Below are 21,404 nucleotides of genomic sequence, written 5' to 3' on the forward strand. Positions count from 1 at the left end.
TGTGCCCCCTGTCACTGACCCGTGTTTTCGCAGGTCAGGCAGGGGGCGAACAGGTCTTCGGATACCCGGCGGCCGGTCATACCGGCGTCAACCTCCCGCGAGTTATCCACAGATCGTCTTTCTTTTCCCCATGTGGACAAAGCCTGTGGATAACTCAGTGAACAGCCCTGGGCAGAGCTGAGCCCGGGCCTACTTCCACTGCGTCGAGACGGCGAATCCGGCGGCGATGAAACCGAAGCCCACCACGATGTTCCAGTTGCCCAGAGCATCGATGGGCAGCGAGCCGTCGGTGACGTAGAAAACGACGATCCAGGCCAGGCCGATGAGGAACAGGGCGAGCATCACCGGCGCGACCCAGGCGCTGTTGGTCAGGTTGATCGAAGTCGTCTGCTTCGCCGGGGGCGGCGTGTAGTCGGCCTTCTTGCGGATACGTGACTTCGGCACGAGGGTCTCTCCTGTCGATGCGCTGCGTGGCCGCGCAGGGTTCTGATCGGGCTCGGGGCAGCGTACAAGGGGACTTAAGCGCTCCCCCAGGCGTCCGTTAGCGTAGTGCTTCCGTGGCGCCGAAGGAGATAAGGGTACGTTGAGCAATTCTGCCGACTTCCCGGGGACGGAATCCAGCCCTGCCCGCAGGCGCCGTTTCCGGCCCGTGCGCGTCCTCACCGTGGGCGTCTTCGCCCTCGCCGGGCTCATCTTCTTCACCAGTTTCAACACGGCCAAGGGCACGGACATCCGCACCGATGCCTCGCTGCTGAAGCTGTCCGACCTGATCCATGAGCGCAGCCGCGAGAACGGCCGGCTGGACGAGTCCAACGGCGCCCTGCGCCGGGAGATAGAGGCACTGGCCGAGCGGGACGACGGCAGCACCGAGCAGGAGCAGAAGAAGCTCGCCGAGCTGGAGAAGCGCGCCGGCACCCAGAAGCTCACCGGTGAGGCGATCACGGTCACGCTCAACGACGCCCCGCCGGACGCCACCGCCAAGCTGCCCGGCTACCCCGAGCCGCAGCCCGACTACCTGGTGATCCACCAGCAGGACCTCCAGGCCGTGGTGAACGCGCTGTGGCAGGGCGGCGCCAAGGGCATCAAGGTCATGGACCAGCGGCTGATCTCCACCAGCGCGGTGCGCTGCGTGGGCAACACGCTGATCCTCCAGGGCCGGGTCTACTCCCCGCCCTACAAGATCACCGCGGTCGGTGACCCGGAGCGGCTGAAGAAGGCCCTGGCGGCGTCCCCGGCGATCCAGAACTACATGGTGTACGTCAACGTGTACGGCCTCGGCTGGAAAGTCGAGGACAACGGGACGGTGACTCTCCCCGGCTACTCGGGCACAGTGGATCTGCACTACGCGAAGCCTGTGGAGTAGCCAGCGAGGCGGGGGGCCGCCGGTGCGCGTGATCGTCAGGACCGTCAGCGAGCTGTGCATCACCGTCGGCGCCGTGATCGTGCTCTTCGTGGTGTACGTGCTGTTCTGGACCGGGGTGCGGGCCGACAGCGTCATGGACGAGCAGATCGACCGGCTGCGCGCGCAGTGGGAGCGGGAGCGTGCCCGGCCCCTGCCCGGGTCGCCCGCGAGCCCGCGCAAGCAGAGGCCCTATGCCGCCGGCCGGCCTTTCGCGATCATGTACATCCCGCGCTTCGGTTTCACGTGGAACAAGCCCGTGCTGGAGGGGACGGACACCGGCACCCTCAAGAAGGGCCTCGGCCACTACGCGGACACCGCGCGCCTCGGCGAGCGAGGAAATTTCGCCGTGGCCGGCCACCGCCGCACCTACGGCGACCCCTTCAAGGACTTCCCCGAGCTCAGACGCGGTGACGCGGTGGTGCTGACCGACGGAGCGACCTGGTTCACGTATCGGATCGACAAAGGGCCGTACAAAACTGTGCCCACGGACATCGAGGTGATCGACCCTGTGCCACGTACTTCCGGGTACACGCGTCCGGGCCGCTATCTGACGCTGACGACCTGTGATCCCGAGTGGGGGCACAGCCATCGGCTGATCGTCTGGGCACATCTGGACTCCACACAGCCTGTGGAGGCCGGGAAACCGGAGGCGTTGCGCCGTTAGTCTGTTGGCGTACGGCGTGGGTCAGGTGCCGTGGCACGACGGAAGGGACGGCATGTACAGCTGGATCTGGCGGCATCTGCCGGGCAATGGGTGGGTCAAGGCCCTCATCTCGCTCGTGCTGATCATCGCCGTGGTCTACATCCTCTTCCAGTACGTCTTCCCCTGGGCCGAGCCACTGCTGCCCTTCAACGATGTGACGGTGGACAACCAGTGAGCGCGCGGATTCTCGTCGTCGACAACTACGACAGCTTCGTCTTCAACCTGGTCCAGTACCTCTACCAGCTGGGTGCTGAGTGCGAGGTGCTGCGCAACGACGAGGTGTCCACCGCGCATGCGCAGGACGGCTTCGACGGTGTGCTGCTGTCCCCGGGCCCCGGCACGCCCGAGGAGGCCGGGGTGTGCGTGGACATGGTCCGGCACTGCGCGTCGACGGGCGTACCGGTCTTCGGCGTGTGCCTGGGGATGCAGTCGATGCAGGTGGCCTACGGCGGTGTGGTGGACCGCGCGCCGGAGCTGCTGCACGGCAAGACGTCACCGGTGGAGCACGAGGGCAAGGGCGTCTTCGCGGGCCTGCCGTCGCCGTTCACGGCGACCCGCTACCACTCGCTGGCCGCCGAACCGGCCACGGTTCCGGCGGAGCTGGAGGTGACCGCCCGTACCCCGGACGGCATCGTGATGGGTCTGAGGCACCGTGAACTCCCGGTGGAGGGCGTGCAGTTCCACCCCGAGTCGGTGCTGACCGAGCACGGGCACCGGATGCTGGCCAACTGGCTGGTGGAGTGCGGGGACAAGGACGCGGTGGCGAGGTCTGCGGGGCTCGCCCCGGTGGTGGGCAGGGCCACGGCGTGACGGCACTGCGCCCCGAGCGCGAGTCCGGCGCCGACGCGTATGGCGGCGCCGGCGGCCAGGGCAGGGNNGCTCGGGTGCGGTCGGGGAGTGGTACGGCCAGGAGCCATACGCACAGCAGCAGGGCGGGGAGTCCTGGGGCACCCACGCCCCCGCCGGTGGGCCGGGGCAGTCCGCATACCCACCGGGGCAGGCCGCCTACGAGCCGGGGCAGGCCGGCTACGGGCCACGCCAGGACCACTACGAACCGCGCCAGGACGCCTATGAGCCGCTGCTGGACGACGAGACGGTCGCGCTGCGGGTGCCCGAGCCGCCGCCCGGGCCGAGGCGCGCGGACCGCTCGTCCTCCCCGTCGCCCGAGCACGAGGGGCGCGCGGCCCGCAGGAAGGCCGCCAAACGCCGTCACGGGCGCCGTGGCGGTTCGCACAAGGCCGGTGAGGGCGCCGCGGCTTCCTCGGAGCCCGAGGCTCCGCTGTCCCGGACGGAGGCACGCCGGCGGGCCAGGGCCCGCAAGCCCAGTCCGGCGGTGATGCTGAGCCGGGCCATCGGTGAGGTGTTCATCACCACCGGCGTGCTGATGCTGCTGTTCGTCACCTACCAGCTGTGGTGGACCAATGTGCGGGCGCAGGCGCAGGCCGGCAAGGAGGCCAGCAACCTGCAGAACGAGTGGGCGAGCGGCAAGCGCAACCCGGGGGCGTTCGAGCCCGGCCAGGGCTTCGCCCTGCTGCACATCCCGCGGCTGGACGTGGTGGTGCCGATAGCCGAGGGCATCAGCAGCAAGCGGGTGCTGGACCGGGGCATGGTGGGCCACTACGCCGAGGGCGCGCTGAAGACGGCCATGCCGGACGCCAGGACCGGCAACTTCGGGCTGGCCGGCCACCGCAACACGCACGGCGAGCCGTTCCGGTACATCAACCGGCTGGAGCCGGGCGATCCGATCGTCGTGGAGACGCAGGACACCTTCTACGTCTACAAGATGGCGTCGATGCTGCCGGTGACCTCGCCGAGCAATGTGAGCGTCCTCGACCCCATTCCGAAGGGGTCGGGTTTCACCAAGCCCGGCCGCTACATCACACTGACCACCTGCACACCGGAGTTCACCAGCAAGTACCGGTTGATCGTCTGGGGCAAGATGGTCGAGGAACGGCCGCGCAGCAAGGGCAAGCCGGATGCGCTCGTCAACTAAGGGCAGAGGGAACGTGGCAGCGACCACCGACGACACCGAAGAGCACATCGGCACGCGTGGACGCGCCCCGCGCAGGGGACGCCGACGTATGGGGCCGGTCGCGATGGCGATCAGCTTCTTCGGGGAGCTACTGATCACGGCGGGCGTGCTGCTCGGCCTGTTCGTCGTCTACTCGCTGTGGTGGACGAACGTGCTGGCCGACCGGGAGGCCGACAAGCAGGCCGACAAGGTCCGCGATCAGTGGGCCCAGCAGTCCGACGGCGGGGGCCCGGTCTCCTACGACAGCAAGGACGGCATCGGCTTCCTGCACGTGCCCGCGATGAGCGGGGACGAGATCCTCGTCGAGAAGGGCACCTCGATGAAGGTCCTCAACGACGGCGTGGCCGGCTACTACACGGACCCGGTGAAGGCGACGCTGCCCACCTCCGGCAAGAAGGGCAACTTCTCGCTGGCCGCGCACCGGGACGGTCACGGGGCCAGGTTCCACAACATCCACAAGATCGAGAACGGCGACCCGATCGTCTTCGAGACGAAGGACAAGTGGTACGTCTACAAGGTCTTCAACATCCTCCCGGAGACCTCGAAGTTCAACGTCGACGTCCTCGCCAAGGTCCCCAAGGGCTCCGGAAAGACCAAGGCCGGCCACTACATCACGCTGACCACCTGCACCCCCCTCTACACGAGCAAGTACCGCTACGTGGTCTGGGGGGAACTCGTCCGCACGGAGAAGGTGGACGACCAGCGGACACCGCCGAAGGAACTGCAGTAGGCCGCAGCGAACGGCAGTAGGCCACAGGAAACGGCAGAGTAGGCCACAGGGAACCGCACCAGCAGGAACGGCAAGGGCGCCGGTCCCCTCCGAGGAGGGAGCCGGGGCCCCTGCCGTCTGCCGTTGCGGGCCAGTCCGAACCGGGGGCAGTCCGCCCGCGGTCAGTCTTCCTTGTTGCCGGTGGCTCCGCCGAAGAGGCCGCCCGGACCGCCGGGGCCGCCGTTGCCTCCGCCGCCCTGGTCGGTGGTGAACAGGCTCACCGCCGTGCCCTTCTGGACCTGGGCACCCTGGGGCGGGTTGGAGCCGAAGACGCGGGAGTTGGGGTCCTGCGAGCCGGCGATGTTGCCGACGGCCAGACCCGCGTCCTGGAGCATCTTCTGGGCGTCCTTGAGGGTCTGCCCGTTGACGTTCGGGACGGCGACCTGCTCGTTCTGCTGCTTGGCCTTGCCGACGACGATCTGCACCGCGGAGTTCTTGTCGACCGAGGAGCCGGCCTCCGGCGTGGTGCGGATCACCTTGCCGACCTGGTTCGGGTCGTCGGTCTCCTCGTCGACGCAGTTGCCCACGAGGTCGTTGTCCGTCATCTGGGCCTTCGCCTCGTCACAGGTCTTGCCGATGACGTCCGGGACCGTGGACTTCGCCTCGGCCTTGGCGATGGTCAGCGTGATGGTGGAGCCCTTCTCGACCTCGGTGCCCGTGGTCGGGTCCTGCTCCAGGACGGTGCCCGCCTCCTCCGGGGACTCGCGGGTCTCCGTCTTGACCTCGAAGGAGTACTTGTCGGCCTCCAGCTTCTCCGTCGCCTCGTCGATGTCCAGGCCCACGACGCTGGGCACGGTCACCTTCGGCGCGCCGGTCGACACGGTGAGGTTGACGACGGAGTCCTTCTTGACCTTCGCCCCGGCGTTCGGGTCCTGGTCGCAGATCTTGCCCTTGCTCTGCTGCTCACACGGCTTGGAGGTGAACTCCAGCTTCAGATTGCCGTTCTCCGCCAGCCGCTTGGCGGTCGACTTCGTCTCGCCGACGAAGTTCGGCACGCTGACCGTGTCGTTGCTCACCCCGCCGCCGCTGAACAGCGACCGGCCGACCAGGATCGCCCCGATGAGCACCAGGACACCGGCCGCCACCAGCAATATCGTCGAGGTGTTGGACTTCTTCTGGTTCTGGCGGCGGCGGTCGGGCCGCTCGTCGAAGCCGTAGCCGCCGTCGTCCGGGTTCAGGGGCGGCAGCATCGACGTCGGCGCCCCGGTGCCGGAGTCCGAGCGCAGCGCCGTGGTCGGCTGGTCGCTGTTGTAGCCGCCGTAGCCGACGGCGCCCAGCGCGGCGGTGGCCGCGACCGGCTGGCCGTCGAGGCAGGCCTCGATGTCGGCACGCATCTCGTCGGCCGACTGGTAGCGGTAGTCCGGGTCCTTGACCAGCGCCTTCAGCACGATCGCGTCCATCTCGGGCGTGATCTCGGGATCGAAGACGCTGGGCGCCTGCGGCTCCTCACGGACGTGCTGATAGGCCACCGCCACCGGGGAGTCGCCGACGAACGGCGGCCGGACGGTGAGCAGCTCGTACAGCAGGCAGCCCGTGGAGTACAGGTCGCTGCGCGCGTCGACCTGCTCGCCCTTGGCCTGCTCCGGGGAGAGGTACTGGGCCGTGCCGATCACCGCGGCGGTCTGGGTCATGGTCATGCCGGAGTCGCCCATGGCGCGGGCGATGCCGAAGTCCATCACCTTGACCTGGCCGTTGCGCGTCAGCATGACGTTGGCCGGCTTGATGTCGCGGTGGACGATGCCGTTGCGGTGGGCGTACTCCAGGCCCTGGAGGATGCCGATGGTCATCTCCATGGCCCGCTCGGGCAGCAGCTTGCGGCCACTGTGCAGAAGCTCACGCAGGGTGGAGCCGTCCACGTACTCCATGACGATGTACGGGATGGACACCCCGTCGATGTAGTCCTCGCCCGTGTCGTAGACCGCGACGATCGCGGGATGGTTGAGCGAGGCGGCCGACTGGGCCTCCCGGCGGAACCGGGCCTGGAAGGACGGGTCGCGTGCGAGGTCCGCGCGCAGCGTCTTCACCGCCACGGTGCGGCCGAGGCGGGTGTCATGCGCGAGGTAGACCTCCGCCATGCCGCCGCGACCGAGCACCTGGCCCAGTTCGTACCGGCCGCCGAGGCGACGCGGCTCTTCCATAGCTACCTACCAGCCCTCTCCGTCGGTCCCTGGTGGCACACCCGTGCCACCGGAGGCTGCCGTCCGGGCCTACCGTACCCGGCTCGCTTTGTGTGACCTGGCCAAGTGCGTCACCCGATACAGGACCGGTACCGCAACGTGCATCGATGTGAAGCAGACGTGACCGGAGTCACTGCTTGCCCTTGATGACCGCCTCCATCACGTCCCTGGCGATCGGCGCGGCCAGGCCGCCACCGGAGATGTCGTCACGCACGGCTTCGTCGTCCTCGATCACCACGGCGACGGCCACGGGGGACTCGCCGTCCGAGGTCTTGGCGTAGGAGATGAACCAGGCGTACGGGTTCTTGCTGTTGTTCTCACCGTGCTGGGCGGTACCGGTCTTGCCGCCGACGGTGACGCCGGGGATCTGCGCCCTGCGGCCGGTGCCGTCCTTGACGACGGTCTCCATCATCGACTGGAGCTTCTGCGCGTTGTCCGCGGACAGCGGGCGGCTGTACTCCTCCGGGTCGGTCCGTTCGATCGGCTCGACGTCGCGGGCCTGGAGCATGTCGACCATGTACGGCTTCATCAGCACGCCGTCGTTGGCGACAGCGGAGGCCACCATGGCCATCTGCAGCGGGGTCGCGGCGGTGTTGAACTGGCCGATGGAGGACAGGGCGGTCTGCGACTTGTTCATGTCGTCCGAGAACACCGACGCGGTGGCGCGGACCGGCGTGAACTGCTCCTCGGTGAAGCCGAACTTCTTGGCCATCTCCAGCATCTTGTCGTTGCCGAGATCGGAGCCGATCTTGCCGAAGACGGTGTTGCAGGACACCTTCAGCGCGTCGCGCAGCGAGGCGTTCTTGCAGGGGATGTTGCCCTCGTTCTTCAGCTCGGTCGTGGTGCCCGGCATGACCCACGGCAGTGGAGTCCTGGTCGGCTCCTCCGGGTCGGTGTAGAGGCCGTTCTCCAGCGCCGCGGCGGCGGTGACGACCTTGAACGTGGAGCCGGGCGGGTAGACCTCGCGCAGCGCCCGGTTCAGCATCGGGTCGTCGGGGTTGTTCTTCTTCTGCAGCTTCTGCCAGGCCTTGGTGTCCGTGGTGGTGGAGTTCCCGGCGAACGACGACGGGTCGTACGACGGGAAGGACGCCAGCGCCAGGATCTTGCCGGTGGACGGCTCCAGGGCGACCACCGCGCCCTTGCCGCCCTGGCTCTTCAGGCCGTTGTAGGCGGCCTTCTGTGCGGCGGCGTTGAGGGTGGTGACGACATTGCCGCCCTGCTTCTTCTTGCCGGTCAGCATGTCGAGCGTGTTGCGGAAGAACAGCCGGTCGTCGTTGCCGGTGAGGATGCCGTCCTCGATGCTCTCCAGCTGGGTGGCGCCGAAGGCCTGGGAGGCGTACCCGGTGACCGGCGCCCACATCGGGCCGTCCTTGTAGGTGCGCTTGTACTTGTAGTCGCTGCCGGAGGTCTCCTTGGAGCCGGTGATGGCCTCACCGCCGACGATGATGTCGCCGCGCGGGGAGGCGTAGCGCTCTATGGCGACGCGGCGGTTGCGGTCGTCGGTCCTCAGCTTGTCCGCCTGGGCGTACTGCAGCCAGTTGTCGCGGATGAGCAGGGCGAGCATCAGAAGGCCGCAGAAGATCGCGATCCGGCGCAGGGGCTTGTTCACGGTCGGACCACCTGAGTCATCTCGGCGTCGGGGTTGGCGGCGGGAGCGGGGGCCGGGCGGCGGGCGGTGTCGCTGATCCGCAGCAGGATGCCGATCAGCGCCCAGTTGGCGATCACCGAAGAACCGCCGTAGGCCACGAACGGCAGCGTCATACCGGTCAGCGGGATGAGACCCATCACACCGCCGGCCACCACGAAGACCTGGAGCGCGAAGGCGCCGGACAGGCCGACGGCGAGCAGCTTGCCGAACGGGTCGCGGGCGGCGAGCGAGGTGCGGACACCGCGCTCGATGATCAAGGCGTACAGCAGCAGGATCGCCATGACGCCGGCCAGGCCCAGCTCCTCGCCGAAGGTGGCGAGGATGAAGTCGGAGTTGGCGGCGAAGCCGATGAGGTCGGAGTTGCCCTGCCCGAGGCCGGTGCCGAGGGTGCCTCCGGAGCCGAAGGCCCACAGGGCCTGAGCGGCCTGCTCGGAGTGGATGATGCCGTCCTGGACGGCTGCGCGGGAGAGCTCGTACTCGCGCATCGGGTCGAGCCAGGCCTGCACACGGGTCTGGATGTGCGGCTCGAAGCTCGCCACGCCGACGGCGCCGGCCGCGGACATCAGCAGACCGAAGACGATCCAGCTGGTCCGCTCGGTGGCGACGTACAGCATGATGACGAACATCCCGAAGAACAGCAGGGACGTACCGAGGTCGGTCTCGAAGACCAGGATGAGGATCGACAGCGCCCAGACGACGAGGATCGGGCCGAGGTCGCGCCCGCGCGGCAGGTACAGGCCCATGAAGCGGCGGCTGGCCAGCGCCAGGGCGTCCCGCTTCACCATGAGGTAGCCGGCGAAGAACACCGCGAGGACGATCTTGGCGAACTCACCGGGCTGGAGGGTGCCGAGACCCGGGATCTTGATCCAGATCTTGGCGCCGTAGATGTTCGCGCCGAGCCCCGGCACCAGCGGCAGGATCAGCAGGAACAGCGCCCCGGCCATGGAGATGTAGGTGTAGCGCTGCAGGACGCGGTGGTCCTTCAGGAAGGCCAGCACGCCCACCAGCAGGGCGAGGCCCATCGCCGAGTACAGCAGCTGCCGCGGGGCCGCCTCCACGAACGTGCGGCTCGCCTGAAGCCGCTCGGACTGGTCCAGCCGCCAGATGATGACCAGGCCGATGCCGTTGAGCAGCGTCGCCAGCGGCAGCAGCAGCGGGTCCGCGTACGGCGCGAGCTTCCGCACCGCCACGTGCCCCACCCCGGCCAGCAGCCCGAGCCCCAGCCCGTAGGCCAGCAGGCCGGGCGGGACGGAGCCGTCGAGGGCCAGGCCGACGTTGGCGTAGGCGAAGACCGGGATGACGACGGCGAAGACCAGCAGGGCCAGCTCGGTGTTGCGGCGGCTCGGGGCGCCGATCGCGCCGATGGTGGACGTGTGGTGGGTCGACGGGTTGGAAGTACTGCTCATCGTGTGACAGGGCCTCTCACGGCTTGCCTACTGCTTACCGCACAGCGAGACGACCTTCTGCTCTTCCTCCGAGAGGTTGGGGCCGGGGCTGGGAGTGGGTGCGGTCGTGGACGGGGGCGTGGACTTCTGCGGAGCCTTCGTCGAACCGGAGGGGTTCGGCGTCGGCGAGGCTTTGGACGCGAAGGAGGCGGGAGCGGTTCCCGTGGTGCCTCCTGCCTCGCCCTCACCGGTCTTCGCGTTGTTCTCGCTCTCGGCGGCGCGCCGCTCGGCCTGCTTCTTGCACGCGGAGGCCTGCACGGACAGTTCCTCGATCTTCGCCTGGGCGCCCTTCAGGTCGCCCTCGGCGATCGTCGCCTCCACCAGTTTCTGCTGGTAGGGCGGCAAGTACTTGAGTTCGATCTCGGGGTGGTCCTTGACCACCTCGGACAGCGACACCCAGGCCAGGTCCTGGCTGATGCCCCGGTACAGGGCGACGTGCTCGCCGTTGACGCCGACGTAGTACTGCGTCTGCGTCCACCGCCAGCCGCCGTAGGCCCCGCCGCCGAGGACGGCGAGCGCCAGCAGGCCGTACAGGGAGCGTTTGAGCCATGTGCGCTTCTTGGGCTTGACGAAGTCCTCGTCGGAGTAGCCGAAGCCGTCGGTGGGGATGTAGCCCGTGACGTCGCCGCTGCCGGGCGGGCCGAACTCGCCCCCGCCGCCCTGGCCGCGGTGGCGGCCGAGGCCGGCGGCGCGGCCGGCCGGGGTCTGCATGATCCCGTCGTGGTGCAGCTGGTGCTGGTTCTCGGCGACGGCGCCCACCACGACCGGGGTGTCGGACAGCTGCCCGGCCAGGGTGTCCCCGGTGTCCAGGTCGAGGACGTCGGCCACGATCACCGTGATGTTGTCGGGCCCGCCGCCGCGCAGCGCCAGCTCGATCAGGTTCTGCACGGTCTCCTGGGGGCCCTGGTAGCTGGCCAGGGTGTCTTCCAGGGTCTGGTGGGAGACGACGCTGGACAGGCCGTCGGAGCAGATCAGGTACCGGTCGCCGGCCCGGACCTCGCGGATGGACAGGTCGGGCTCGACGTGCTCGCCGCTGCCGAGGGCCCGCATGAGCAGCGACCGCTGCGGGTGCGTGGTCGCCTCCTCCTCGGTGATGCGGCCCTCGTCGACCAGCCGCTGCACCCACGTGTGGTCCTGGGTGATCTGGGTCAGGACGCCGTCGCGCAGCAGATAGGCGCGGGAGTCGCCGACGTGCACCATGCCGAGCCGCTGCCCGGTCCACAGCAGGGCCGTGAGCGTGGTGCCCATGCCCTCCAGCTGCGGGTCCTCCTCGACCATCATGCGCAGCTGGTCGTTGGCCCGCTGGACGGCGCTGCCCAGGGAGGTGAGCAGGTCGGAGCCGGGGACGTCGTCGTCGAGGGAGACGATGGTGGAGATGGCCTCCGAGGAGGCGACCTCACCGGCCGCCGCGCCACCCATGCCGTCGGCGATCGCGAGCAGCCGGGGACCGGCGTAACCGGAGTCCTCGTTGCCCTCCCGGATCATGCCCTTGTGTGATCCGGCGGCGAAACGCAGGGAGAGACTCATGCGCACCTCGCCTGTCGGCTCCGGGTACACCCGGTCGTGTCGAGCCACACTGCCCACCCTCCGGTCGGGAGCGCGCCGGGGCCCGGGGTGGGGCCCACCACTGCGTGCTCGCTCCGCTCGCTCATTCTCGTACTACTTCCGCAGCTCGATGACGGTCTTGCCGATGCGGATCGGCGCGCCCAGCGGAATCGGTGTGGGGGTCGTCAGCCGGGTCCGGTCCAGATAGGTGCCGTTCGTGGAGCCCAGGTCCTCGACGATCCACTGGCCGTCGCGGTCCGGGTAGATCCTGGCATGGCGGCTGGAGGCGTAGTCGTCGTCCAGCACGATGGTGCTGTCGTGCGCGCGGCCCAGGGTGATGGTCTGCCCCTGGAGCGCCACGGTGGTGCCGGTGAGCGTGCCCTCGGTCACGACCAGCTTGGTGGGGGCGTTCCGGCCGCGGCGGCCGCCGCCGGACTGCTGGCGCTGCTGCGGCGGCGCCTGACGCGCCGCCTGCTGGGCACGGCCATCCCGGCGCGCGCCGCGCTGGGTGACCCGCGTACCGAACAGGTCGCTCCGGATGACCTGCACGGCCACGATCACGAACAGCCACAGTACGGCCAGGAATCCCAGCCGCATGACCGTGAGGGTCAGCTCTGACATTGCCCCCGCTTCACCCTTCGGCTTGCCTATAGATAACGGTGGTGCTGCCCACGACGATCCGCGAGCCGTCGCGGAGCGTAGCGCGGGTGGTGTGCTGTCCGTCCACCACGATCCCGTTGGTGGAGCCGAGATCCGTGATCGTCGAGGGCATACCGGTACGGATCTCGCAGTGCCGGCGGCTCACGCCGGGGTCGTCGATCCGCACGTCGGCGTCGGTGCTGCGGCCCAGCACGAGGGACGCGCGGGAGATCTGGTGGCGGGTGCCGTTGATCTCGATCCAGTAGCGGGTGCGCCCGGTGGGCGGTGCGGCAGGGGGCCGTCCGGGAGCCGCGGGCTGCGGGTAGCCGTAACCGCCCGGCCGGCCGCCAGGGGGCGGCGAGGGCGGCATGGGCGGAGCTCCCAGGGGGGCGCCGGGGGCGGCCGCGGGTCCGGCGGGCGGGTAGCCGTAGCCGCCGGGGGCACCGGCTCCCGGGGCGGCCTGGCTGGTGGACGCGGCGAGCGTGCGGCTGCGCACCCGGTACAGGCCGGTGTCGAGGTCGTCCGCCTTCTCCAGGTGCACCTTGATGGGGCCCATGAAGGTGTAGCGCTGCTGCTTGGCGTAGTCGCGGACCATGCCGGCGAGCTCGTCGCCGAGCTGGCCCGAGTAGGGGCTGAGCCGCTCGTAGTCGGGGGTGCTCAGCTCGACGATGAAGTCATTGGGGACGACGGTGCGGTCGCGGTTCCAGATGGTCGCGTTGTTGTCGCACTCGCGCTGAAGCGCGCCCGCGATCTCCACGGGCTGCACCTCGGACTTGAACACCTTGGCGAAGGTGCCGTTGACCAGACCTTCGAGACGCTGCTCGAACTTCTTCAGGACTCCCATGGGGCACCTCCTCCGTCGCTGCCGTCCTGTCTACTGCCCCGTGTGCGCGCCGTGCACCGCTGTGCACCGCTCACCCGGTACTGCTTGGTACCGCTTACTGATCGTATCCACGCGCCGGTCGATCGGCTGGTTCCCCCTGTCCGCCCGGGCCGACCGGTGGAGACGCCTGACGAAGTTCCCTGCCGGGCTCTCATTCGAACTCCTGCGGGCCGCTTCGCGGGCGTCGTCCTGCCATGGATCGTAGAGGTGGACGCAAACCAGTGTCCCGCACCCGGCTGAGGACTCCGTCCGCTCCTGGGGGGACCCGGGGGTACCGGTACGAGGTTGATACGAGAAACAGCTCTTGCTGCGACATGGGGGCGGGGTGGCTCGGCTCTCGCTGCGGCAGGGTGCGCTGGCGGGTGCCGGGCAGCGTGGGCATGGGCGGGGCGCCCGGCAGCGGGGCGTGGGCGGGGCGGTATGCCGGCGGCCTGGCGCCCCGGCGCCTCCTGCGGTGTTCCCGGTGTCTTGGTGTTTCCGGCGGCGGTGAGCCGGGGGGCGCATCGGCGGGCGGGACGGGGCGCACCCCGGCGGGCACCCCCCGGGCCCGTGGGCAGCGACGCTGCTCAGAGGCGGGGGCCGCGGGGGCCGGGGGAAAGGGATGTGAATCCACCCCGGCCAGCGTGCTAATGTTCTCGGTGTCGGAAGGCGCCGACCGCACAGGCCGGAGCCCGAGGACACACACCCAGATGCGCGGGTGGCGGAATAGGCAGACGCGCTGGATTCAGGTTCCAGTGCCCGCAAGGGCGTGGGGGTTCAACTCCCCCCTCGCGCACCAGGAGAAACCGACGAAACGGGTCTCTGCAGGTGACGGAAGTCACGGCAGGGGCCCGTTTCTCGGTTTCATGATCGCTGTGAGGCATCACACAGCCTGGTCAGGCCGCACGACAGGCCCCGACGCGTGAGCTATCTCACGGGTGGGGCCTGTGGTTGTTGTGCTGCAGAGCCGGAGCCGGGTTGATCTATGCGGCTGGCACCAGGTGGCCGGTCGGTGTCCAGGTTCTCGGCCCCTTTTTCGGCCGTCTGTGATGGGTGCGTCGGCGGGGGCGCTCGCCGCCGAGCGACAGGGTGTCCAGCCACTTCTTGATCTTGCGGCGGTTGGCGTGGGCCAGCTGGAAGGCGAGCAGGATCGTTTGTGCCGCGATGCCGCGGATGCGGCGGGAGCCTGCGGATTCGATGCCCTCGGCGAGGGGGTTCTTGGCGTAGCCGTTGTAGCCCTCGACGCTGTTGCGGAGCCGGAAGTAGACCTTCTGCCATTCCGGGCTGCCGTAGTCCAGGGCTTGCCACTGTTTCGCGCCGGCTTCGGGGCTGACGGTGATCGTGCGCTGGCGGCAGACCTTGAGCGGGCCGGTGGGGCTGGGCTCGGGGTCGATGAGGGGCAGGTGGATGCCGCGACCCATGCTGTAGGGCTTGATGGGGCACTGGGCCTTGCCTGCCTCGGCAGGGCACATCATCCGCTGGTAGCCGTCGGCGTCGGCGTTCTCCTTCGGCATGAGGCGGTAGCCGCGGCGAGCGGCGATCAGCTTGATCCACGTCTCCCGGTCGATGCGGTCGGCGTGCAGGTCGATGGTGGCGTTGATGAGGGGCTCGGGCATGGAGGGGCAGTACCAGCGGCCCTCGACGAGGATCGCGCCGTGCGTTCCGGCCTGCTTGCCGAGCTGGTCGGCGCGGTAGTCGTAGACGGGCTTGTAGCCCATGGCCCGGACGGGGAGCTGCCACTCCTCGGGCTCGGAGTTGTTGTAAGCGCGGTCTCCGGCGAGGAAGCCGGGTTTGTATCCACGCTCCCGGAGTCGGTTGAGGATCTTCAGGCCGTTGTACGCGGGGCGATGACCGGGCTTGTCGAGACAGACGCCGAGGACGAGAGCCGGGAGGACTTCGGGGTTGGGGGTGCCGTCGTCGAGGAGTACGGCGTCGTGGTCGGCGTCGCGGGTCACGATGAGGTGGGCGTCGTAGCCGAAGAGGTACTTCTTCCTGAGCGAGGTCTTCTTCGTGCCCTGGGAGGTGTTGGGCTTGCCCTTCTTGGCGGGCGGCTGAGACGGGCGCATGGAATCGGCGACCGGCGCGTCGGGGTCCCTGTGGTCGCCTTCCCGTACGTACCAGCCGGCGTCCGGGTCTGTGGCGAGCTCCGGCCCGTTCGTGCGGCGGCCGCGGGAGAACGTCCGCACGGGGGTGGCGTCGATGCCCAGGGAGACTTCCGCCAGCTCCGTCAGCAGGCTGTGGAGAGGGCGTACGGAGGCGTCCAGGACGAACTCGGTGAACAGGGCCAGGCGCCGCTCGCGCTCCGCCAGGTCGTCGATGTCAGCCGCCGCAGCCAGGCCGTGGGCCTCGCTGCGCGACAGGTGCTTGTTGGGCGGCAGCGGGGACGGGTTCATCGCATCTTTCATCGCGTGAAAGAGACGGCGGACGACCGCGTAGGCCGCTTCGAAACCCTGGTCGTCGTCGGTGTACTCGGGGATGTCCAGCAGCTCGCGTAGCCGCGGGGAGATGCGGAAGTACAGGATGTCGGTGACCCGCTCCAGGACGATCTTTCCGCCGGTGTCCCGAGTGCAGAGGTAGAGGCCGACGAGGAGGCTTCTGAGATGCAGGGTGCGGCGTCGGCCCCGCGGGAGGTGAACGAACTCCTCGAGCAGCGCAACGAGTCCGCTGCTGTCCACCTCCTCAATAGCTGCTTCGACGGCGTTGTCGTCGATGTAGCTGCGCTGTGCGCGCATGTCCATCAGGCGTTCGTGGCGGTCACTGGGAAGTCTGGGGGAGGTCGTCATGGGCCGCCTCGCAGCAAGCGGGCGGCTTCGTCGGCGGAGACGGAGCGCAGGTGGGGGAGGATGCGAGAGAGACCGTGGAGGGTGTCCACGCCGGCTGCCGCCACGATGACGGTGATGGGCAGTCGTTCTTCGAAGAGTTCGGCAAGCCAGGTGGATCTGAGGCGCCCCATCACCAGGCGGGGCACGTTGGGGCTCGGCTGGGTGCGTGCCAGGAAGTTCGTGACGGTGTTGGTGCCGCGGCTGCCGCAGTTGGGGCGGAACAGGTACCGGGCGGTGCCTGTGGTGTCGATGCGGTCGGCAGCTGCTGCCAGGACGTTCTCCCAGGGGCGGCGGCAGAGGATCTCTCGTTTCCGGGTTCCGCGAGTGGCGACGACAACTGGACCCTTGCCGCCGGAGGTTCTGCGGACGTCGTGGACGCGGAGCGGGATGACCTCAGGTGAGTCGAGGCCGACGCCGAGCCCGAGTGCCATGAGGGTCTTGCAGCCCCAGCGAAGCTCCTCGGTGGGCTGACCACTGGCCCAGCCCCACAGATCCGCGAGTTCGGTCCTGCTGCACGGGCTGTTCGCGACGGAGGCCGACAGCTTGGCGGGCTTCCCGGTCCGGCACTCGCTGCCCAGGACGATTTCGCGCAGGCGAAGGAGCCTGGTGCGGTAGTTGCCGCGGGTGCTCTCGCCCACCTGGGGACAGCCGACCGCGATGAACCGCTCGATCGCCTCCCGGGAGAGCCACACTTCGGCCTTGGCGGGCAGCCCCTCGCCGTCGCAGAAGAGCGCTAACTGCGTGAGCGCGGTGAGCAGTTCACGCGCCTTGTAGGGCAGGAGCGGGTCGGCGAGCCGGACGACGCGGCGCACCTCATCGCCGACGCGGCTCCACCCCGCGGGGGAGCCGGCCGGGCGATAGGCATCAATCCGCTGACTCATCACATGCCGCCACACCAGCACCCCGGCAGGAGGGGTGCGATTCGAATGACATCTATCTGTGGCAGCAGTCTCGCGCGACCGCGGAGGACCGGATGGGTCAGACTTCATCTCATGCCCCAAGGAGATGCCCGCCGACTGCCGCCGCGCGCGTACTGCGTCGGCGGCACGTGGCCTGAGGCTGTCATGGAGGAGCATCACGGGGCGCGTGTCGCCCAGGCGCTGGCCGCCAGGCTCGATGCGGCGATCGACAGGAAGGGCTGGTCCGTGGCCGAGGTGTCCCGGCGTAGCGGGGTCGCTCGTTACACCATCGCCAAGGCGCTGGCCGGTGAGGCCTGGCCCGACCTGCTCACCATCGCCAATCTGGAAAAGGCGCTGGAAGTGGACCTGTGGCCGGGGCGGGAAGTGTGACGTCGGAGGCCATTGAGGCCGCAGGAAGGACTGTTCGAGGCTGAACACGAAGCGGTCATCCCTTCGAGCGAAGGGCAGGACCATATTTCGCAACGCGCTACCGGCGGCGCAGGGCCGTCCGTAAAATACAGCGTGGCACGAACTGATCCGGCACTGTGGAAGGTTCTCGGGAGGTTCGTCGCCGTAGGCCGCCACCGCGGAAGAAATTCCAGGTGGCGGCCTTCCTTTTACGTGCAGAGAGAGTGGGTGTTCGAGTCTGTTCTACGAAGATTGCCGGATGCCGGCTGCGTACTGGTAATTCGAACCCGGGTGCTTCACGAGCTCTCCGGACCGTACGAGCTCGTCCATGGTCACGCGAACGCTCTTCGACTTTGTGGGCACACCCAGGGCCTCCGCCATGGAGCCCGCCTTCCAGAGACGCTGCGCGTCCTGGCGCATGATCTCGCGGATGCGGTCCTTGCGGGTCTGACCTTGAGCGTTGGGCGCCGCCATGTCGCTGTCCTCGTCCTCCATCGGCTGCCGTTGATCCGGGATGCCGTTGCGCCTCCACTCCTCCGCGGTGTCCTTGTGCTTCTTCAGCTGGCGCATTAGGCGGAGCTCCTGCCGCACTTTGTAGAGGTCCTTCTGTAGGCCGTCCTCCTTCTCCTCAAGCTTTTCGATGTACGTGTCCGGGTCACCGGCAAACTCTTCCCATGGAAGGTCCTCAATCATTGGTGAACCGTATCTATGACAGGGCATCGGCAGCCCTCTGCGCAAGGGGTATTTCACTCGAACTGGCGACATGATCAATTACCTTTGTCGGTCAAGTTCGAGTGTGCTCGAAAAGGCTGCAAATTTCCCCTGTGGCGGTTACTCCCGTGGCGGAACGTTTCTCTCGCATGGGCTTTCCTTTTGTTCCCTGTCTGGTTGCGGCTGGCTGATTATCTCGCCTACTTTCCTGGTCCACTTCGATTGGTGCCTCAAATTGTCTTCTTTGGGTAAGTGGGTATGCGTGCGCCCATGTCTTTGTCCGTGTCCACGCCTACCTGGAGGGGATGGGTGCTTGCCTGAGCCCGGGGCCTCGCTGTCCTCTCGGGTAAGGCGGACAGGTAAGAGGCGCTGAGCTCGATGCCATGTGACGGATTGATGAGTCTGCTCGGCTGTCCATGCGCGTCCTGAGGCTTGAGTGCCGTTCGGAGCCGCATCTCAGAGGTAGGACGTGACAGCTCATGTGCGCACGCACATGTCCCCTCGCCCAATCGCCGGTTGTCCCGCGCACGCTCGCCGCGCGAGACGACAACCCGAGGGCGGGTATGTGGGTCAGCTACCTGACGGGAGCCTGCGCATAGGGCATAAGGGAGTACATGGAGCCGAGTAGGCCAGCAGGTGTCACCACCGCTGTCTCGCGCACTCCATGGTTTGGGCCCCACCGCTGGTAACGCCGGAAGGGACCAAGGCAGTATGCAGCTGCACGACGGCGGCATTCTTCAACGCCTGCTATATGAACGCTGCCGTCACGCAGATGCAGGCGGACGGATTCGAGGCCCAGATGAAGAACCGGGCAACAGACTCGGCCGCTACCCATCCACGCTCCCGGAGCTCCCCGGCGGCCTGCGGCCCCTGCTTTTGATGCGGCGGTGGACGAGGAGTAGGTCAGTGGCTGCGCGGGGCGTACATGATCACGGCCATGCCGGCGAGGCACACCAGGACGCCGATGACGTCGTAGCGGTCGGGCCGGTAACCGTCGGCGACCATGCCCCAGGCGATCGACCCAGCCACGAAGATCCCACCGTACGCGGCCAGGATCCGCCCGAAGTTGTCGTCGTGCTGCCAGGTCGCCACCACACCGTAGAGGCCGAGGGCTATGACACCGGCGCCGATCCAGATCCATCCCTTGTGCTCGCGGATACCCTGCCACACCAGCCAGGCGCCGCCGATCTCGAAGAGAGCGGCGACGACGAACAGGACAACGGAACGGGCGACAGTCATACCGGTTGGCCCTACTGGCGGCCCGTGCCGCTGATCTTCAGCGGCTCAGCGTATGCCTTGCAACCGCACCCGCCTTCCCCTGCGGTCTTCGGCGGGCAGGAACAGGAGCGGCGGCGCTGGCCCAGCCACCAGGTTCCGGCGGCGAGCATGGCCAGGAGGACGGTGAGGGCGGGCAGCCAGCCCACGACCGCCCCCAGGACACCCGCGGTGATCAGGACGGGCAGCGCACAGCACGCCACACAGGCCAGCGCAGACAGTCCCCCGAGCACCTTCGGGGCACGGTGGGGGCGGGGGCCAGCAGCAAGGGTCTGCATGACGGTTCTCCTCGGCGAGTTCGGTGAAAGGGATGGGGCAGCAGGCGCTGGAGGCGCAGACCGTCAGGTCGTCGCAGCCGGCCTCCACAGCGGCGGCCAGGGCGGTGCGGATGGTGGTGAGGTCGGCGATCTTCGTGTCGACCTCGACAAGCTTGGCCGCCGCGCGGTCCTGGAGCCTCGGAACGGGGCGGCCGTGCCGGTGGCGGCCGGTCTCCAGGAGCTCGGCGACCTCTTCCAGCGTGAAACCGAGCCGCTGGGCAACCTTGATCACCCGCAGTGCGGTCACCGCGTCCTCGTCGTAGAGCCGGTGACCGCCGGGACTGCGTTCCGGCTCGGCCAGCAGGCCACGCCGCTCGTAGTAGCGCAGCGTCTGGATGTTCACCCCGGCCGCCTCGGCGACCTGCCCGCTGCGCAGGCCCGCGCTCATCGCTGCTCCTGTGCGGCAGCGGTCCGTGCGGCCAAGACGTCCAGGACCGCCTCGTGCGCCTGGTCCACCGAGATGTCCAGCCGGATCAGGTCCTGGCCGGCCGTCGTGGTGAAGGTGAAGAACGAGCAGCACCCGCTCTCCCGCTCCACCAGATCACGGAGGCGCTCCAGCACGCCCTCTCCGCCTGCCAGGTCAAGGCGCAGGTGGAGTGGCTCCGCCCGGGACAGCGAGGTGAGCCGCTCGGAGAACAGTGCATCCCACTCGGCGACCCGCAGGGGCCGCTCCTCGGTGGGCAGGGTGCAGGACTGCGGCACCCATGCAAGACCAGTCATGGCGTTCACTCCCCGTCGTCACGTCCCCGTTGGTGGGAATACCTCCGACGGTAAACCTGTACCTGGGTACCGGTTGCAAGCCCTTCCGTCCACGGATCAGCGCCGCGCGTACCCCCGACCTGCCACCGGTCCGCTCCACGTTGCGCTGCCCGCAGGGAGCGGTCGACTCATGGCCCGATGGAGCCTCAGCAGTCGGCCTCTCGTGCTGGATGGGCGGCTCGGTTGGTGCCAGACTCGATCGGGAGGCGGGCGACCCGCCACTCGAGGAAGCCGTCGGCCAGTCTCAGCGCATGGTGACCGTGGGTGGTGAGCAAGCAGACCGCGTCGTGGGCCAGGCCGCAGTTGGCGCTGCGGCCATAGGCGATGAGCTCCGTGCCTTGGAGCAGCTCGTCGATGCGTCGTTCGAGTTCGTCCAGCGGCAGGGACCGGGCTCCGGGGATGTGGCCGGCGGTGTACTCCTGTATCGGGCGTACGTCGAGTATGTGAATGTTCGTGCTGTCCATCCGGTCGAGTAGCTGCTGACGGGTGAGCGGGACCGTGTCCGCGGGGCCCAGACAGGCGGCCCGAGCGTGCTCGGCCTCGGCCAGATGTCCTCGCGCAACCTGCTGCAGCAACTCGAACAGCGTGGCGACGTCGTCGCCTGCGAGTCCGGAGTGAGAGCGTGCGCCCTCACGCCGAGTGGTGACGACGCCCGCTTGCTTGAGGACCTGTAGGTGGGCGGAGACGCTGGTGAAACGGATGTCCGCGGCCTGGGCGAGGGCCTCGACACTGCGTTCGCCCTGGGCGAGCAGCTCCAGGCGTTTGCCGTTCGACAGGGCTTTGCCCACGTAGGCGAGGGCGTCGTAGAGGGCTTCTCTTTCGGCTGGGCCGGTCATGGCTTTCCTTCAATGGGTCGCCTTGGTGAGCGCTTCGACCGCGCGGTCGACATCAGTGAGCGGTGTGCATCGTGAAGTTGCAGGTCATGGGCTTGGTGTGTGGGCATCTTTCCGTGCTCACGCTGGTCGGCGGCCGGTGTCCACAGTGAAGATCG

20 protein-coding genes, 1 tRNA gene and 1 pseudogene are annotated in these 21,404 nt (G+C 68.4%); 8 read left to right on the top strand and 14 right to left on the bottom strand.

Annotation, left to right across the window (positions count from 1 at the left end; all coding sequences use genetic code 11):
• Positions 1–189: 189 nt before the first annotated feature.
• A complete protein-coding gene (gene crgA / locus ABD207_RS24055; protein WP_167995042.1) occupies positions 190–444 on the bottom strand; it encodes a cell division protein CrgA in 255 nt (84 codons plus the stop codon).
• A 139-nt stretch (positions 445–583) separates the two neighbouring features.
• Between crgA and ABD207_RS24060 the strand changes: the two genes are divergently transcribed.
• The 6 genes and pseudogenes from ABD207_RS24060 (at position 584) to ABD207_RS24085 (ending at position 4,867) form a co-directional block, all read left to right on the top strand.
• Positions 584–1,363, top strand: coding sequence for a DUF881 domain-containing protein (locus tag ABD207_RS24060; RefSeq protein WP_343999433.1), 780 nt, complete (start codon positions 584–586; stop codon positions 1,361–1,363).
• A gap of 22 nt (positions 1,364–1,385) precedes the next feature.
• On the top strand, positions 1,386–2,066 hold the full coding sequence (locus ABD207_RS24065) for a class E sortase (protein WP_344015194.1): 681 nt from the start codon (positions 1,386–1,388) through the stop codon (positions 2,064–2,066).
• A gap of 52 nt (positions 2,067–2,118) precedes the next feature.
• Positions 2,119–2,280, top strand: coding sequence for a hypothetical protein (locus ABD207_RS24070; protein ID WP_206317402.1), 162 nt, complete (start codon positions 2,119–2,121; stop codon positions 2,278–2,280).
• The gene (locus ABD207_RS24075) at positions 2,277–2,915 is read left to right on the top strand and encodes an aminodeoxychorismate/anthranilate synthase component II (RefSeq protein ID WP_344015195.1); all 639 of its coding nucleotides are present in this window, start codon (positions 2,277–2,279) and stop codon (positions 2,913–2,915) included. The genes ABD207_RS24070 and ABD207_RS24075 overlap by 4 nt, the downstream gene beginning before the upstream one ends.
• Positions 2,912–4,098, top strand: a pseudogene (locus tag ABD207_RS24080) (class E sortase). The gene ABD207_RS24075 and the pseudogene ABD207_RS24080 overlap by 4 nt, the downstream one beginning before the upstream one ends.
• A 13-nt stretch (positions 4,099–4,111) precedes the next feature.
• Positions 4,112–4,867 (top strand): class E sortase, encoded by a 756-nt coding sequence (locus tag ABD207_RS24085; protein WP_344015196.1) that lies wholly within the window; start codon positions 4,112–4,114, stop codon positions 4,865–4,867.
• A 161-nt stretch (positions 4,868–5,028) separates the two neighbouring features.
• Here the strand turns inward: ABD207_RS24085 and pknB are convergent, their stop codons facing one another.
• The 6 genes from pknB to ABD207_RS24115 form a co-directional block, all read right to left on the bottom strand.
• Entirely contained in the window at positions 5,029–7,044 is a 2,016-nt protein-coding gene (gene pknB / locus ABD207_RS24090; protein WP_344015197.1) for a Stk1 family PASTA domain-containing Ser/Thr kinase, read from the bottom strand.
• A gap of 169 nt (positions 7,045–7,213) precedes the next feature.
• Complete coding sequence (locus ABD207_RS24095) at positions 7,214–8,692, bottom strand: peptidoglycan D,D-transpeptidase FtsI family protein (protein WP_344015199.1); 1,479 nt, start codon at positions 8,690–8,692, stop codon at positions 7,214–7,216.
• A complete protein-coding gene (locus tag ABD207_RS24100; RefSeq protein ID WP_344015200.1) occupies positions 8,689–10,137 on the bottom strand; it encodes an FtsW/RodA/SpoVE family cell cycle protein in 1,449 nt (482 codons plus the stop codon). The genes ABD207_RS24095 and ABD207_RS24100 overlap by 4 nt, the downstream gene beginning before the upstream one ends.
• Before the next feature lie 27 nt (positions 10,138–10,164).
• Positions 10,165–11,703 carry a Stp1/IreP family PP2C-type Ser/Thr phosphatase gene (locus ABD207_RS24105; protein WP_344015201.1) on the bottom strand — a complete coding sequence of 513 codons (1,539 nt, stop codon included), beginning with the start codon at positions 11,701–11,703 and terminating at the stop codon, positions 10,165–10,167.
• A 132-nt stretch (positions 11,704–11,835) separates the two neighbouring features.
• Entirely contained in the window at positions 11,836–12,342 is a 507-nt protein-coding gene (locus ABD207_RS24110; protein ID WP_167995022.1) for an FHA domain-containing protein FhaB/FipA, read from the bottom strand.
• Positions 12,343–12,352: 10 nt separating this feature from the next.
• On the bottom strand, positions 12,353–13,204 hold the full coding sequence (locus ABD207_RS24115) for an FHA domain-containing protein (protein ID WP_343999413.1): 852 nt from the start codon (positions 13,202–13,204) through the stop codon (positions 12,353–12,355).
• A 730-nt stretch (positions 13,205–13,934) separates the two neighbouring features.
• Between ABD207_RS24115 and ABD207_RS24120 the strand changes: the two genes are divergently transcribed.
• A tRNA-Leu gene (locus ABD207_RS24120) sits at positions 13,935–14,021 on the top strand.
• Positions 14,022–14,205: 184 nt separating this feature from the next.
• On the opposite strand, the gene ABD207_RS24125 is transcribed toward ABD207_RS24120, so the two are convergent.
• Together ABD207_RS24125 and ABD207_RS24130 are read right to left on the bottom strand one after the other, a co-directional pair.
• Positions 14,206–15,960, bottom strand: coding sequence for a hypothetical protein (locus tag ABD207_RS24125; protein ID WP_344015202.1), 1,755 nt, complete (start codon positions 15,958–15,960; stop codon positions 14,206–14,208).
• Between the two features lie 41 nt (positions 15,961–16,001).
• A complete protein-coding gene (locus ABD207_RS24130; RefSeq protein WP_344015203.1) occupies positions 16,002–16,946 on the bottom strand; it encodes a hypothetical protein in 945 nt (314 codons plus the stop codon).
• A gap of 90 nt (positions 16,947–17,036) precedes the next feature.
• Between ABD207_RS24130 and ABD207_RS24135 the strand changes: the two genes are divergently transcribed.
• Positions 17,037–17,333, top strand: a complete 297-nt coding sequence (locus ABD207_RS24135; protein ID WP_344015204.1) for a helix-turn-helix domain-containing protein — start codon at positions 17,037–17,039, stop codon at positions 17,331–17,333.
• Between the two features lie 261 nt (positions 17,334–17,594).
• Here ABD207_RS24135 and ABD207_RS24140 read toward each other — a convergent pair whose 3' ends face one another.
• The 5 genes from ABD207_RS24140 to ABD207_RS24160 form a co-directional block, all read right to left on the bottom strand.
• A complete protein-coding gene (locus ABD207_RS24140) occupies positions 17,595–18,044 on the bottom strand; it encodes a hypothetical protein (RefSeq protein ID WP_344015205.1) in 450 nt (149 codons plus the stop codon).
• Positions 18,045–18,965: 921 nt separating this feature from the next.
• Positions 18,966–19,301 (bottom strand): YnfA family protein, encoded by a 336-nt coding sequence (locus tag ABD207_RS24145; RefSeq protein ID WP_344015206.1) that lies wholly within the window; start codon positions 19,299–19,301, stop codon positions 18,966–18,968.
• A 45-nt stretch (positions 19,302–19,346) separates the two neighbouring features.
• Positions 19,347–20,042 (bottom strand): MerR family transcriptional regulator, encoded by a 696-nt coding sequence (locus ABD207_RS24150; protein WP_344015207.1) that lies wholly within the window; start codon positions 20,040–20,042, stop codon positions 19,347–19,349.
• On the bottom strand, positions 20,039–20,374 hold the full coding sequence (locus tag ABD207_RS24155) for a hypothetical protein (protein WP_344015208.1): 336 nt from the start codon (positions 20,372–20,374) through the stop codon (positions 20,039–20,041). The genes ABD207_RS24150 and ABD207_RS24155 overlap by 4 nt, the downstream gene beginning before the upstream one ends.
• A gap of 185 nt (positions 20,375–20,559) precedes the next feature.
• Positions 20,560–21,249, bottom strand: coding sequence for an ArsR/SmtB family transcription factor (locus ABD207_RS24160; protein ID WP_344015209.1), 690 nt, complete (start codon positions 21,247–21,249; stop codon positions 20,560–20,562).
• Positions 21,250–21,404 lie beyond the last annotated feature (155 nt).

The sequence above is a fragment of the Streptomyces thermospinosisporus genome, assembly GCF_039526425.1.
GTDB lineage: Bacteria > Actinomycetota > Actinomycetes > Streptomycetales > Streptomycetaceae > Streptomyces > Streptomyces thermocarboxydovorans.

Bases quoted from the DNA above. Each gene is read 5' to 3' on its own strand.
- ABD207_RS24110 (WP_167995022.1), bottom strand. From the start codon at position 12,342: ATGTCAGAGCTGACCCTCACGGTCATGCGGCTGGGATTCCTGGCCGTA.
- ABD207_RS24125 (WP_344015202.1), bottom strand. From the start codon at position 15,960: ATGGACATGCGCGCACAGCGCAGCTACATCGACGACAACGCCGTCGAA.
- ABD207_RS24115 (WP_343999413.1), bottom strand. From the start codon at position 13,204: ATGGGAGTCCTGAAGAAGTTCGAGCAGCGTCTCGAAGGTCTGGTCAAC.
- ABD207_RS24140 (WP_344015205.1), bottom strand. From the start codon at position 18,044: ATGATTGAGGACCTTCCATGGGAAGAGTTTGCCGGTGACCCGGACACG.
- ABD207_RS24070 (WP_206317402.1), top strand. From the start codon at position 2,119: ATGTACAGCTGGATCTGGCGGCATCTGCCGGGCAATGGGTGGGTCAAG.
- ABD207_RS24155 (WP_344015208.1), bottom strand. From the start codon at position 20,374: ATGACTGGTCTTGCATGGGTGCCGCAGTCCTGCACCCTGCCCACCGAG.
- ABD207_RS24100 (WP_344015200.1), bottom strand. From the start codon at position 10,137: ATGAGCAGTACTTCCAACCCGTCGACCCACCACACGTCCACCATCGGC.
- ABD207_RS24160 (WP_344015209.1), bottom strand. From the start codon at position 21,249: ATGACCGGCCCAGCCGAAAGAGAAGCCCTCTACGACGCCCTCGCCTAC.
- ABD207_RS24150 (WP_344015207.1), bottom strand. From the start codon at position 20,042: ATGAGCGCGGGCCTGCGCAGCGGGCAGGTCGCCGAGGCGGCCGGGGTG.
- pknB (WP_344015197.1), bottom strand. From the start codon at position 7,044: ATGGAAGAGCCGCGTCGCCTCGGCGGCCGGTACGAACTGGGCCAGGTG.
- ABD207_RS24135 (WP_344015204.1), top strand. From the start codon at position 17,037: ATGCCCCAAGGAGATGCCCGCCGACTGCCGCCGCGCGCGTACTGCGTC.
- ABD207_RS24145 (WP_344015206.1), bottom strand. From the start codon at position 19,301: ATGACTGTCGCCCGTTCCGTTGTCCTGTTCGTCGTCGCCGCTCTCTTC.
- ABD207_RS24105 (WP_344015201.1), bottom strand. From the start codon at position 11,703: ATGAGTCTCTCCCTGCGTTTCGCCGCCGGATCACACAAGGGCATGATC.